The following is a 13,591-nucleotide window of genomic DNA, read 5'->3' on the forward strand; positions in this document are numbered from 1 at the left end:
TAGCAAAATAAATTATCTGAAATGAATAATTCTCTTTAACGATAAAAAACAGTCCTGTAGCTACTTAAGTTGTCTTTCATATCACTTACCGTCAATACAAAATCGTTTTTGCCTTTAGCTGTTAATTCGTCAAAACGATGCCATAAGGATCCCGTTTTAGGCTCGTATTCCATCAGAACCCATTGTCCGTTAATCATTGCATTGAAGGTTTTTATCCCTGATAGATTATCAGAAATACGGAACAGGATTCTTGGAATATTAACCATTGATACTCCATTACTAATGTTTACCGGAACGATCCTTGGTGCCAAAGTATCGGTCATGATATAAAAGCTATCGAAATTGCGAATTTCTGTTTTTACATATCCATTTTCAAATATGCCTCCCTGTGTTTTTTTGAGAAGATTTACAATAATAGCTTTGCTTTGTAATTCGACAGGCAAATTGTCATCAGCTTTTATTGATAAAGTGACCGGGCCGTTTAGCGGTATCAGGCGGTTATGTATATGATGAATCGGAGAATAGGCGCCGGCAGGTTTGGCAGCGGTTTTATAAACAAAATTAAAATTACTGTATAGTGTTTTCAGCGGGATGTTAAGCTTCAGACCGGCAGTATCGAATTCATTAACCTGATCGAATTTAAATATCTTTCCTTCAATTGCTTTAGATGGTTTTGCAGCCCCCTGACTGTATTTAATTTTGAAATTGAGTACACTCTGGTTCCCGGCAATATCCTTTATAATGTACTGAGCATTGCGGATATTCTGATCAGAAAAATTCAGAAGACCATTATTCAGCACATTTTTATAAATTTTCAAAGGGTTGCCCGGTTCGAGAAAACTTTTCTGAATACGTCTGCCGGTGACGATCATTGTAGGATAATCAACATGGGAATTCATCCCCCGCGAATTATCAAATGAAAATCTTTCCCATACCGCAGTGTAGATTGCTTGATCCTCAACCCGAAGCTCCATTGAATACGGGCCATTACTATTCTCAGAAGCTGAGTTCTTATCGGAACTAGCAATTCCAAGTCCCGATTCACCACCGATGGTGACAATAGTTTGTGGACTAAGACTGTAATTGCCAGCACTTCCACTTACCGGATATAACTGTTTGGGAGTATGCTCACTGAAAGGTTCTCCATTCAAATGATAGAGATACAATCCTGTAATCACAGGTTTAACCTTATCGGGGATTCTGATGCCGAAAAGCTGGGGATTGATCGGTTCCTCTGTTTTTGTATCGCGAATCTCAAAATGAAGGTGCGGTCCCCCGGAGCTACCGGTATTTCCTGACCAGCCGATTATATCGCCTCTTTTTACAGGGATTTCAACTGAAAGTAAAGGAAAATCGACATCGAACTTTTGCATCCGGTATTGGTAGGTCTTTGAAGTCATGCTGATGCGATCATTGAAGTTCCTTAAATGCATGTAGACGGTCGTGTAGCCATTTGGATGGCTGATGTACAGAGCATTCCCTCCGCCTCCAATCTGAACCCTTATTCTGGATATGAAACCATCTGCACTTGCATAAACCGGATAACCTTCCCGCTGATTAGTTTTCAGATCAAGCCCGGAATGAAAATGATTCGTTCTTATTTCGCCAAAGTTTCCTGAAATAATAGGAGGGAGGTCAAGAGGACGAATGAAATAATTTTGCGGGTATTGGGGTGATGTTACTTCCTGGCCCATGGCAAAAGTGCATAGTAAGGTCAGTAAGGATAAGGTAAAGAAGTATTTGAGCATAGAAATGGATTTCTATCGGATATAAAAATCGAGTAATTTTTGATCCTCGAGATAGCCGCATAGATGATCACCAATATTTACCTTACCTACTCCTTTTGGGGTGCCGGTAAAGATCAGGTCACCTTTTTTTAGGGTGATGTACTGGGAAACAAAGGCAATTATATATTCAAACGAAAAAAGAAGGTCTTTAGTGTTGCCATCCTGAACAGTAATTTCATTCAGGTCGAGTCTTATATTAAGATTGTTCAGGTCCTTAAACTCTGATTTTGGGATAAACTTGCTGACAGGTGCCGAATTATCGAAAGCTTTAGCCAGTTCCCATGGAAGTCCCTTTTCCTTATGTTTTTGTTGTATATCCCTTGCCGTAAAGTCAATTCCGAGGCCAATCTCGTCAAAGTATGAAGCAGCAAATTTTTGAGCAATATGTTTTCCTTCTTTTGATACTTTCAGAACAAGCTCTACTTCATGATGTATATCAGTAGAGAATTCAGGATGATAGAATGGTTTATTGTCTTTAAGGATTGCAGTATCAGGTTTCATGAATATAACAGGCACTGCAGGCACAGGATTATTCAGTTCTTTGGCATGTTCGGCGTAATTACGGCCTATAGCGATTATCTTCATTCCGCGAATATAAACATACTGAATCTAAGAAGAGGAATATGGGATAGATTTTACAATACGGAAATACGTTTGGTAATGATCTCACTGCCTACACTTACACGTATAAAATAGAATCCACTGCTGATCCTTGAAGAAATACTGAATGTATTACTGTGTTCACCGATACTCTGTCTTTCTGAGAAAAGTGTTGTTATTTCATTGCCTAAAACATCCATAATCCGGATAGTTACATTGGAATCCTTACTGATTGAATAGGTCATATTCAGATAATCAGAAACCGGATTCGGATAAACTTTTACGTTAGCCAGAATTTTATCACCAGGAAGCGGGTTTTTAGGCCCTGACATAATTTTGTTTTGAATCAGTAGTTTTTCTTTTGATGGTTTAAAGGGCGTAAAGCTTAATTTGACACCAGCTTTTGGATCTGCAGGCTTATTTAATCTGGTATCTGTAATCTTGGTGATAACTTTTGCTTTGGCTTTAAGCGAATCCGGGCGTGATACCTGAGAAAAAGAAGAGTTATATGCATAGCTGTTCAGGGACATTGTTATGCCTAAAACTATGAATACAACTAATGTTCTCAGGTAAGAGTTTATCATACGCAAAATAGATGATGGTATAAATATAAGGCATATTAATGTATACCCATAGTTAGATGGCTTTTTTTTAACAATTTTTAACTAAAATTCCTTTCTATACGTTTGTTTGCCTGAAATGTTAGTATAAATTTATAAATAAATGAGAAAAATTCAACAATATTATATTGCATGTATGAAATTGATTTTAAGATGTACTTTTGTTCTCTAAATTTTTCACTGTGTCGAATCTAAAAAATCTTCATAAGCTTTCTGCAGCTGGTTTATTAATCAGTTTGGGCATAATTTACGGCGATATTGGAACCTCTCCGTTATATGTGTTTAAGGCGATTGTCGCCGACCGTATAATTACGAGCGACTTAATCCTGGGTGGGCTGTCCTGTATATTCTGGACACTAACTCTGCAGACCACAATAAAATATGTAATAATTACGTTGCGCGCAGACAACAAGGGTGAGGGTGGAATTCTTTCATTGTTTTCTTTAGTCAAAAAGAAAGGCAAATGGTTGGTCATTCCGGCAATGATCGGAGGCTCCGCCTTGCTTGCAGATGGTATGATCACCCCTCCAATTACAGTATCTGCTGCAATCGAGGGTTTGAGAATATTTTATGCGGATATTCCGACTGTTCCTATAGTAATTGTAATCATTTCATTATTGTTTTTGATACAGCAATTTGGGACGTTCATAGTGGGTAAAGCCTTTGGCCCGATAATGTTTGTTTGGTTCACTATGATGGCGGTTTTGGGTGGCTTTTACCTGATTCAGTTCCCTGAGATTCTGAAAGCTATCAGTCCTTATTATGCATATTCACTACTTTCAACTAACCCCAATGCCTTATTTATTTTAGGTGCTGTATTCCTTTGTACAACAGGAGCAGAGGCTTTGTATTCAGATTTGGGCCATTGTGGACGTTCAAATATTCGTATCAGTTGGATCTATGTTAAGACCTGTTTATTGCTAAATTATTTCGGCCAGGGAGTATGGTTATGGCAGCATCAGGGTAGCCGTTTGACTCCGGGTGATAATCCATTTTTCAGCATTATGCCAGAGTGGTTTCTTATCGCAGGAATCAGTATAGCCACTTCTGCTGCAATCATTGCCAGTCAGGCGATGATCTCAGGTTCCTTTACCCTGATCTCTGAGGCGGTAAGACTTAATTTATGGCCAAAGGTTAAAATTAACTATCCAAGTAATCAAAAGGGGCAATTATATGTACCCTCAATCAATATATTGCTTTGGATTGGCTGTATTGTAGTAGTTTTGATTTTCCGTGAATCTCAGAATATGGAAGGTGCATACGGCCTGGCAATAAATCTGACTTTCCTGATGACCACCATACTGGTAGCAGTATTTCTTAAACGGAAGAAATTTCCAAATTATATCATTATTATTTTTGTTACGATATACGGACTGATTGAAATAGGATTTTTAGTGGCGAATATGGCTAAATTTCTCCATGGAGGTTGGTTTACTATCTTACTTGCATCTTTCTTATTATCAATCATGTGGGCATGGTACTCTGCCAGAAAGATTAAAAATCGCTTTGTAAAATTCGTTGAAGTTGATTCCTACTACCCTATTCTAAAGGAGTTGAGTGAGGATGAATCTGTTCCTAAATATGCTTCTCAACTGGTTTATCTGACCAGTTCCAATTTTAATTCTGAAATCGAATCCAAGATCATGTATTCGATCTTGCAGAAGCAGCCTAAAAGGGCGGATGTTTATTGGCTGGTACACGTTGATGTAACTGACGAACCTTTTACGAGAGATTATAAGGTAGAGTTTCTGGTTCCAAATAAACTTATCCGAATCGATTTTAAACTGGGATTCCGCGTCGAACAACAGATTAATGTGCTCTTTAGGAAGGTAGTTGAAGAATTGGTAAGAAACAATGAGGTGGATATAACCAGTAAATATACTTCCCTGAATAAGTACAAAATCATCGGCGATTTCAGGTTTGTTGTATTAGAAAAAGTAATATCACGTTCAAATGTCCTAAGCTTTATTGACAGGTTCATTATGGACTATTATTTCATCCTGAAGAAATTCTCGCTTTCGGAAGAACGCGGATTTGGCCTGGACATTAGTTTTGTTACGATCGAGCGGGTACCTCTGATTATTTCAACTCAGGACAACAGTGAGTTGACGAGACTAGATTTAGATCATGGTGAAGCCTGACGAGGCAAACAAAAGAGGGCAATTTTCTAATCGGAAATTGCCCTCTTTTGTTTGTGTCTGGTTTAATTTTAAAATAATCTCCAAGATTATTCCCCTAAATTAAGGTGAACTCGAAATAATATTTTAAAACCCACATAGCTGCCTGCTTCAGGCAGGGAAACATAGCATTTTATAGCTTCTAACCTAGATTTTAGACACAGATAGCCCTGAAGCTTCGCTTTAATCTATAAGATTTACAATCTATGTTTCCTTTAAAGCATAATAAAGTCAATCTATGTGGTTAAATATTAATCTTTAGATAGTTTAATATCGAACTCTCGTTAAATTAATACCGGGGTGGGTATCAGGATTTTATTTATTCAGATTGCTTTTGTGATAACTATATGAAAAATAAATAATCAGACCCAAACCAAGCCAGATCAGAAACCGAAGCCAGTTGGTATATCCCAGTTCAGTCATCAGATATAAACAACTCAGCATTCCCAGAACAGGAATCAGGGATAAATTTTTTCTGAACGAAAGTATAGCCATTATTATTGCTGCCAGAATGAACAGAAAATAGGGTAATTTATCTTTATACACATGCCAGTCGCCCTTGTACTCAAATAAGGATAGAATGGGCTCTCTGAAACTTATAAAAATTACAATAAGCAATGCAGGAACGATGTATTTCGAATTAACATATGGGATGCGGAAACGTTTGCGGTTCGAATCATTTATTTCTTCTTTGGGAAGCAGCAAGACTCCGGCACAGACCAGTACAAAAGCAAAGAGAGTACCGATGCTGGTCAGGTCAGTAACCTCAGTAAGGTTCATGAACAATGCAGGCACAGACACGACAATTCCGGTGATTAGTGTCGCAAACCACGGTGTCTTGTATTTCGGGTGAATACTTGAAAATTTCTTTGGTAATAAGCCATCCCGGCTCATGCTCATCCAGATACGCGGCTGTCCCATCTGAAATATCAGTAATACACTTGCCGTTGCAATTACTGCACTTATTGATATGATATAACTTATATTGTCAAGTCCGACATTTTTGAAGACAAATGCCAATGGATCTTCAACCTGCAGTTCTTTGTAGCTTACCATTCCGGTTAAGACCAATGCCACCAGGATGTACAGGACGGTACAGATAATTAATGAGTAAATCATGCCTTTAGGCAAATCCCTTTGCGGATTTTTGCATTCTTCTGCGGTCGTAGAAATGGCGTCAAAGCCTATGTATGCAAAGAAAACTCCCGAAACCCCTTTCATCATCCCTTCAAAACCATTTGGCAGAAAAGGGCTCCAGTTTGCAGGTTGCACATAGAAAAACCCGAGTACAATAACACCAATCACTACAGCAATTTTCAGGAAGACCATTGCATTGGTTGCTCTTTTTGTCTCACGAATCCCGATATAAACCAGGTAGGTTATCAAAAAAACGATGCCCAATGCCGGAATGTCTGCAATGAATTTTAAGTTGCCTGATCCTGGGGCCGATTCCCAAGCCCCGGCAGCATATTGAACCTTCGCACTAATCCCACTCAGATCTGTTCCAGCTGCCAGCACTTCTTTATACGCTCTGAAGGCAGAAAGATAATCCATGGTCAGATAGGCAGGTATATGGATATTGAAACCCTCGAGTAAATTGGTGAAATATTCACTCCAGGATATTGCAACCGCAATATTACCAATGGCGTACTCCATAAGTAAATCCCATCCGATTATCCAGGCAATTAACTCTCCGAAAGAAGCATAGGCATAGGTATATGCACTTCCTGCGACCGGAATTCTTGAAGCAAACTCTGCATAACATAAGGCAGAAAATCCGCAGGTGATGGCAGTAATGACAAAGAGAATACTTACCCCGGGACCTCCATTGAAGGCTGCGTTTCCAATTGTAGAAAATATCCCGGCACCAATTACTGCAGCGATACCCATCAGGGTAAGGTCTTTAACAGAAAGAACTCTTCTTAACTCCTGATCTTCGATTTCGGCATCCGAAAATCCCGCCTGTCGGTCTTTCATGATCAACTCAATAGATTTCTTTCTAAAAAGGTTTCTTGACATATTGTCGTTCAATTAGATTGGTTTAGCAATCAAACATAAAAATTATTTAGTTTTGAATCCGCATCCAAACCAAATAATGAAGAAAAGCCTCTCCGAAATCCTTTATCCTCAGCGATACTTTCTGATCCCGTTTTTGATATTGCTTCTGATTGGTTTTATTCTTCTGCTATTGAATTCAAAAGCTGAACTGTTTTTATGGATCAACCGACACCACAATAGTTTTTTTGATGGATTTTTTAAGCTAATCACTTTGTTAGGAGACGGCATAATAACGGTTATTGTGGTTTTGGTTTTACTCTTCTTTAAATTTCGTTATTCAGTGCTTGCCGCCATCGCATTTGCTTACAGTTCCCTCGCTATCCAGGTACTAAAATATCTTTTCAAAGCCCCAAGACCGGCTAAATATTTTGAAAATATAATACCAATCCGAACTATTGAAGGCTATCCGGTACATGAATGGAACAGTTTCCCTTCAGGACATGCAGCTGCTGCATTTACGCTTGCAGTGGTATTAACTTATTTGCTTCCCCATAGACAACGCCACTGGGTAATTATACCATTAGCTGCCTTAACCGCATTCTCAAGGGTTTATCTTGCTCAGCATTTTATGGAGGATATAGTTGCGGGGTCAATTATTGCTGTGCTTATGACCTTTCATATGATCTGGTGGCTGGGAAATACCAAATGGTATAATTCATCAAAATTAGAAGGGAGGTTGTTTGGAAAGGCTTAATCTGAGAACCAAGGGTATTCTCTTGTTTATTGTTAGTCTGATGCTGCTTCTGCAGAATCTGGATAAACCGATGATCTATATTCTTGATGAAGCCAAGAATGCAGAATGTGCCCGTGAGATGTTGGTATCGGGCGATTATATTATGCCCTATTTTAACGGACAATTAAGAACTGATAAACCGCCGCTGCATTACTTTTTTATGGCATTGGCTTATAAGATATTCGGAGTATCGGCATTCAGTGCCCGGTTTTTCTCAGTTGTATTTGGGGCTTTAACCATCCTGATCAGTTTTTTGTTCTGCAGAAAATATTTAGGGGAAAGGGCAGGCTGGCTGACTGCGATGGTTTTGTTATCCTCATTACATTTTAATTTTCAGATGCGGATGTCCGTGCCAGATCCCTACCTAATATTCTTTATGACTTCTGGTTTCATGTGCTTTTATGCCTTCCTGATTGAAAAAGGGAAGTTTTGGATCTGGCTGATGTATGTATGTTTCGGACTTGGCTTATTAACCAAAGGCCCAATAGCAGTCGCATTGCCAGGCTTGATTATGCTGGTATTCCTTATCTGGACAAAACGGTTTAATTGGGCAATGATCCGTTCTTTTCAAATTCCTGCAGGGATAATTATAGTTTTGCTGATTTCATTACCCTGGTATTGGCTGAATTATAATGCAAGCAATGGACTTTGGACTGAGGGTTTCTTTTTTAAACACAATCTGCAAAGGTTCTCTGACACAATGGAAGGTCATGGAGGTTTTTTCCTTCTGCCATTGATAATGGTCATCGCCGGCTTACTTCCTTTAAGTGTTTTTTGCATTCAGGCAATATTCCTTGCCTGGAAACAGCGTGCGAATGAGGTTTTATTGTATTGTCTGAGCATTGTTCTGGGGATCATTATCTTTTTTTCATTTTCACAGACAAAACTTCCGAATTATACAGCTCCTGCATACCCTTTCATTGCAATCCTGCTTGGATTTTTGTTGTCGGAACTGGAAGGGATGAATCTTTCATTGAAAAAAGTAAAATGGGCTTTTGGGTTTTACACCGTAATGGCATTTGCTCTTCCTGCGGCAGTTTATTTCGGACTTAAGGCAGATAAGAATGTTCAGGATGCAGCAGGTGTTTGGATCTGGTTTGTCCCTATACCAGTTGGAGCCTTGATGGGCTGGTACTTTATGCGGAAGAATGAAATCAGCAAATTTATACTCAGCATGGCCTTTTCATTTATACTGAGCAATTTTCTTTTTTTTGCGAAAGCATATCCCGGGGTTTATGGGATCAATCCTGTGGCAGGCTCATTGGAACTGCTAAAAAACAAGCCGAATCTGGTTTACTATAAAATGATGAATTCAGCTTATATTTTTAATATGCAGCGATTGGTGCCTGCAATTCAAAGTCAGGATAGCCTCTCAATTTATCTCAAAAAGCATCCTGATGCTTTGGTGATTTCACGAAAGCAATTCGAGGAGGAGATACTTGCTTCAGGGGACATGGTTCCTGTTTTTGAACAGAAAGATACCTTCGAAAACCCAATAACTGTAATTTACAAGTCAGTTCGCTGAGCCTTTTTTAACAAAATTCTCAGAATAGTCAGGCCAATTGCCAATAGACCTATCATGATGAGCCAGATGAGATATTTAGAATTGTCAGGGCTGTCAGAATTGGGACCCTGGCTCGTATACTGGTCTGAGCTGCTTATAGTTTCATTGACTTCAATTGAATTAAAGAATTTCTCACGCTCAGGAACAGCGAATTCCTTATGAACATTCTCATGAAGAAATTCAAAAGCATAGGTTGCACCATTGGTATGTAAAACTCTGAAATCCCTTAACAAAACCCCGCTGCCGGTATCAATCTTTAGTGTAAAATCTTTAACTTTTAGTTCGCCAATCCGGTTATCTTTTTCATCTGTAATAATACCAGAGTTTGAGGATTGCTTGACACTTTTGATGTAATTTTCGTAATAGTTCTTCAGATGCCTGTCCTTTTCAATGTCTGGTGTTATTTGGGGATTATCAGGGACTTTGAATATTAAAATTGTTCCAAATGAGCTTCTGGCTACCAGGCTAAATTGCTTTCTGGTTTCTGTTTTGGTATACCCTTTAGGAAGCCCCACAGAAACGACACTGTCAATTCTAAAAGTATCCCAGGTTTGGGCCTGGGATAAGAAAGGAATCAAATATATTGCGAGCAGTATGATTAATTTTTTCATACTGAAAGAGATACAAAAAGTGTGCTATTCTTTTATTTCTTTGAAACTGTACAAAAAACAGAACCTCAGAATGCTCAAAATTACTCCAGTTTATCCAATTCTTTCTGAACGAAATCTGCCAGTTCTTTCACATAAGCAGCAGTGAAGTTAAATTCGATTCCGGCAGTTTCATAGATTTCCTTAATCGTTTTAGTATAACCAAGCTTTAATGCATCCAGATAGTTGGAAAGCCCTTTTCCAGGGTCATTTTTGTAGTTTTTCCAGACAGCAATAGCTCCCAGTTGAGCAATTCCATATTCGATATAGTAGAAAGGGACTTCAAAAATATGTAGTTGTTTTTGCCAAAGGTTTTCTAATGCATGCTGATGCTCAGACCATTCGGTGAAATTATTTCCAAATGGTTCAAATATTTTTGTCCATGCCTCTGCCCGCTCTTCACTGGTATGATTGGGATTGGTATAAATCCAGTGCTGAAACTGATCTACTACTGCAACCCATGGGAGCGTTTTTAAGACATCTTTTAGCTGGTCTTTCTTTGCACGAATCAGATCTTCAGAATTGTCAAAGAATTTATCCCAATGATCCATCGAAATTAGTTCCATGCTCATAGAAGCAAGTTCAGCAACCTCTGATGGAAGATGCTTAAAGTCATTTAATTCAAGTCCTGCAGAAACAAAAGTATGAACTGCATGTCCGCCTTCATGAACCATGGTGGTCAGGTCTCGGAATGTTCCTGCAGAGTTCATGAAAATAAAAGGGGCACCACTTTCTGCAAGTGGATAATTATAACCACCCGGAGCTTTACCTTTACGACTGTCCACATCGAAAAAGCCATTTGCTTTCATTATTTCTAACCTTTCGCCGATGTATGGACTTAGTCCCCGGAAACATTTAATAGACTTTTCAATCAATTCTTCACCATTGCTGAATGGTTTCAAAGCCGGCTTTCCGGAAATGTCAACATCCATGTCCCATGGTTTTAATTCATTTAAATTCAGTGCTTTAAGACGCTTTTCAGCCTGTAGCTTTAAAAGAGGGACGATTTCCTCCTGAATAGCTTTATGGAAGTCATAACAGTCCCCGGGGGTATAGTCAAAACGTCCGAGAGCCTGAAACATATAGTCCCTGAAGTTTTCAAAGCCGGCATTAAGGGCAACCTGGTGACGAAGTTTTAACAATGAATTGAATAATTCATCCAGTTTTTCCTTGTCTTCCAGTCTTCGCGCTGTGATGGCTTCCCAGGCCTCCTGCCTCACATGGCGGTTGGTATCCTTTAAGAATACTGCAGCCTGTTCAAGTGTATATTCCTGTCCTCCCAGTTTAACCGACATTGATCCGGTAATTCCCTGATATTTTTGTTGTTCGACCTGTATTTGGGTCAATAGAGGTATATTTTCTTCCCTAAAGAGTTCGAGTGCCTTTTTTATTCCGCGGACATAGACATAGTATTTTGCCTCATCCAATTGTTCAGCAAAAGGACTCTGAATAAATTTTTTATTTATTTCATTATTGAGTGGTGCAATTTTCGGTTCGATTTCTGTTGCGAAAAATTGAAAGTCAGTCAATAATTTTTCATCTGTTGTATCGCAGGTCATGCGGATATATCTCCAGGCAAAGTCCTCTTCCAGGGCAGCTTCAATTTCACTTCTGTCGCGAAGCCATTGCTCCAGGTCATTAACTGAGTTTAAAGATCTGTTAATCAGCTCATTAAATATTGGTTCAAGATTTTCCCATTGTATATTTAGTTCTGCCGGGATATAGGTTCTTGGTTTTTTTGAGATTTTAAGATCTTTCATATTAAAATTTATAATTGATTTCTTAGATAAGCATCCAATAAAAAAAATACTGCAAATACTACCGAAGCAATTCCATTTGTGGTGAAGAAGGCACGATCTACTTTCGACAGATCATCTGGCTTTACAAGCTGATGCTGGTAGACCAGTAGCAGGATAAAGAACAGGACTCCGGCAAGGTAAAACCAGGAGAGATCAGTAAACAGATAGGGCAGACTTACAAATGCAACAGCCAGAAAATGCAAAAAGGACGATACTTTTAAGGCATTCTTCTTTCCAAGCCAGGCCGGAATGGAATTCAGATTATTTTGCCTGTCAAATTCTTCATCCTGAAGTGCATAAATTATATCAAAGCCACTTACCCAGCATAAAACGGCCAGTGAAAAATAAATTGGGAGCATCGCAAATTCACCGGTAACTACCAGATAGGCTCCGATTGGTGCAAGCGCAAGACCAAGGCCTAAAATAAGGTGGCAGAGAGGAGTGAACCTTTTGGTAAAACTATAGCCTAAAACTACCGAAAGTGCAATAGGAGACAGGTAAAAACAAAGCTTGTTGATCAGCAGGGTTGTCAGGATAAATAAAAGGCTGTTAGCAATAGTAAAGAGTAATGCTTCATTGGAGCTGATGCGCCCTGAAGGTATATCCCTGATTGCAGTTCTTGGATTTTGAGCATCGATATCCCGGTCGAGATAGCGGTTGAATGCCATTGCTGCATTGCGGGCAAAAATCATACAGAGCAGCATCAGAAATAGTTTCAGCCAGTTAAACTCATGCGTTGTGGTAGTTATGGCAAGAAAAAAGCCGATAATAGCAAAAGGCATCGCAAAAACAGTATGGGCAAATAATACAAGGGAAAAATATTTGTTCATTCGGTTATCTGTCTTTTTTATACCGGATTCTGAAAATAAAATTTCAGTTTTTGTTCCTCTAATGGAGATTACCGGGTAAATTTCTTATTCAGATCATTTATAAAATTTAGCAGGTCATCACGACCTTCCTGTGTTTCTGCAGAGGTAATATAATGCCGTGGCACCTCTTCGAAGATCTCCAGAAGGGCTTTTCTGAATTTTGCTATGCATTGATCGGTCTTTACACCCGATTGCTTATCAGCTTTTGTAAAAATTAGCTGGAAAGGCAGGCCGTTTTCACCCAGCCAGGTACAAAATTCAATATCAATCTTTTGCGGATCCAAACGGCTGTCAATCAGGACAAAAACGCATTGCAAATTTTCACGGTTCCGGAGATAGAAGCTGATGAATTTTGACCATTCACCCCGGTTACTTTTAGAAGTTCTTGCATATCCATATCCCGGAAGATCAACCAACTGCCAGTTTTCATTGATCAGGAAATGGTTAATTAACTGGGTTTTACCGGGAGTTTGAGAGGTTTTTGCAAGCCCTTTTCGCTGTACAAGCATATTGATCAGCGAGGATTTACCTACGTTTGAACGACCAATAAAGGCATATTCAGGTAATTCAGGAGCCGGTAGTTTATCAGTTCTGGTATTACTGCATTGAAATTCTGCGCTTTTAATAATCATCCTGCAAAGGTAGGACATTGCTTGCAATGTTTAAAACCCATGATTTTAATTCAATCTGCAGAGCGTCATATTTTCGATGATTTTGATGAATTTTGATTGAAGGAC

General features: G+C 39.0%; 11 protein-coding genes. 3 read left to right on the forward strand and 8 right to left on the reverse strand.

Annotation, left to right across the window (positions count from 1 at the left end; genetic code table 11):
• Positions 1 to 35: 35 nt before the first annotated feature.
• The 3 genes from Q8M41_RS02090 to Q8M41_RS02100 are packed head-to-tail and all read right to left on the reverse strand — an operon-like array spanning position 36 to position 2,971.
• Positions 36 to 1,748, reverse strand: a complete 1,713-nt coding sequence (locus tag Q8M41_RS02090; protein WP_305363584.1) for a M23 family metallopeptidase — start codon at positions 1,746 to 1,748, stop codon at positions 36 to 38.
• Between the two features lie 12 nt (positions 1,749 to 1,760).
• Positions 1,761 to 2,372 carry a fumarylacetoacetate hydrolase family protein gene (locus Q8M41_RS02095; protein WP_305363585.1) on the reverse strand — a complete coding sequence of 204 codons (612 nt, stop codon included), beginning with the start codon at positions 2,370 to 2,372 and terminating at the stop codon, positions 1,761 to 1,763.
• 50 nt (positions 2,373 to 2,422) lie between these two features.
• On the reverse strand, positions 2,423 to 2,971 hold the full coding sequence (locus tag Q8M41_RS02100; protein WP_305363586.1) for a T9SS type A sorting domain-containing protein: 549 nt from the start codon (positions 2,969 to 2,971) through the stop codon (positions 2,423 to 2,425).
• A 218-nt stretch (positions 2,972 to 3,189) separates the two neighbouring features.
• Between Q8M41_RS02100 and Q8M41_RS02105 the strand changes: the two genes are divergently transcribed.
• On the forward strand, positions 3,190 to 5,148 hold the full coding sequence (locus Q8M41_RS02105; RefSeq protein WP_305363587.1) for a KUP/HAK/KT family potassium transporter: 1,959 nt from the start codon (positions 3,190 to 3,192) through the stop codon (positions 5,146 to 5,148).
• Positions 5,149 to 5,499: 351 nt separating this feature from the next.
• Here Q8M41_RS02105 and Q8M41_RS02110 read toward each other — a convergent pair whose 3' ends face one another.
• Positions 5,500 to 7,203, reverse strand: a complete 1,704-nt coding sequence (locus Q8M41_RS02110) for an APC family permease (protein ID WP_305363588.1) — start codon at positions 7,201 to 7,203, stop codon at positions 5,500 to 5,502.
• 76 nt (positions 7,204 to 7,279) lie between these two features.
• Here Q8M41_RS02110 and Q8M41_RS02115 point away from each other — a divergent pair, with 76 nt between their 5' ends.
• A complete protein-coding gene (locus tag Q8M41_RS02115) occupies positions 7,280 to 7,936 on the forward strand; it encodes a phosphatase PAP2 family protein (RefSeq protein WP_305363589.1) in 657 nt (218 codons plus the stop codon).
• A complete protein-coding gene (locus Q8M41_RS02120; RefSeq protein ID WP_305363590.1) occupies positions 7,923 to 9,500 on the forward strand; it encodes a glycosyltransferase family 39 protein in 1,578 nt (525 codons plus the stop codon). Before Q8M41_RS02115 ends, Q8M41_RS02120 begins: the two co-directional genes overlap by 14 nt.
• Here Q8M41_RS02120 and Q8M41_RS02125 read toward each other — a convergent pair.
• From Q8M41_RS02125 to yihA, 4 genes are all read right to left on the reverse strand, one after another.
• Complete coding sequence (locus Q8M41_RS02125; protein ID WP_305363591.1) at positions 9,482 to 10,150, reverse strand: hypothetical protein; 669 nt, start codon at positions 10,148 to 10,150, stop codon at positions 9,482 to 9,484. The two genes, Q8M41_RS02120 and Q8M41_RS02125, sit on opposite strands and share 19 nt — an antisense overlap.
• Before the next feature lie 80 nt (positions 10,151 to 10,230).
• Positions 10,231 to 11,946, reverse strand: coding sequence for a M3 family oligoendopeptidase (locus Q8M41_RS02130; protein WP_305363592.1), 1,716 nt, complete (start codon positions 11,944 to 11,946; stop codon positions 10,231 to 10,233).
• 8 nt (positions 11,947 to 11,954) lie between these two features.
• Positions 11,955 to 12,815: a 4-hydroxybenzoate octaprenyltransferase gene (locus tag Q8M41_RS02135; protein ID WP_305363593.1), complete on the reverse strand. Its 861-nt coding sequence runs from the start codon at positions 12,813 to 12,815 to the stop codon at positions 11,955 to 11,957.
• Positions 12,816 to 12,883: 68 nt separating this feature from the next.
• Positions 12,884 to 13,486, reverse strand: a complete 603-nt coding sequence (gene yihA, locus Q8M41_RS02140; protein WP_305363594.1) for a ribosome biogenesis GTP-binding protein YihA/YsxC — start codon at positions 13,484 to 13,486, stop codon at positions 12,884 to 12,886.
• Positions 13,487 to 13,591: the final 105 nt, after the last annotated feature.

The sequence above is a fragment of the Daejeonella sp. genome, assembly GCF_030684675.1.
Classification (GTDB): domain Bacteria; phylum Bacteroidota; class Bacteroidia; order Sphingobacteriales; family Sphingobacteriaceae; genus Daejeonella.

What these genes read in the sequence shown, in the direction of transcription:
- Q8M41_RS02090 (WP_305363584.1), bottom strand. Translation starts at nt 1,748, where the DNA reads ATGCTCAAATACTTCTTTACCTTATCCTTACTGACCTTACTATGCACT.
- Q8M41_RS02135 (WP_305363593.1), bottom strand. Translation starts at nt 12,815, where the DNA reads ATGAACAAATATTTTTCCCTTGTATTATTTGCCCATACTGTTTTTGCG.
- Q8M41_RS02095 (WP_305363585.1), bottom strand. Translation starts at nt 2,372, where the DNA reads ATGAAGATAATCGCTATAGGCCGTAATTACGCCGAACATGCCAAAGAA.
- Q8M41_RS02115 (WP_305363589.1), top strand. Translation starts at nt 7,280, where the DNA reads ATGAAGAAAAGCCTCTCCGAAATCCTTTATCCTCAGCGATACTTTCTG.
- Q8M41_RS02125 (WP_305363591.1), bottom strand. Translation starts at nt 10,150, where the DNA reads ATGAAAAAATTAATCATACTGCTCGCAATATATTTGATTCCTTTCTTA.
- Q8M41_RS02110 (WP_305363588.1), bottom strand. Translation starts at nt 7,203, where the DNA reads ATGTCAAGAAACCTTTTTAGAAAGAAATCTATTGAGTTGATCATGAAA.
- Q8M41_RS02130 (WP_305363592.1), bottom strand. Translation starts at nt 11,946, where the DNA reads ATGAAAGATCTTAAAATCTCAAAAAAACCAAGAACCTATATCCCGGCA.
- Q8M41_RS02100 (WP_305363586.1), bottom strand. Translation starts at nt 2,971, where the DNA reads ATGATAAACTCTTACCTGAGAACATTAGTTGTATTCATAGTTTTAGGC.
- yihA (WP_305363594.1), bottom strand. Translation starts at nt 13,486, where the DNA reads ATGATTATTAAAAGCGCAGAATTTCAATGCAGTAATACCAGAACTGAT.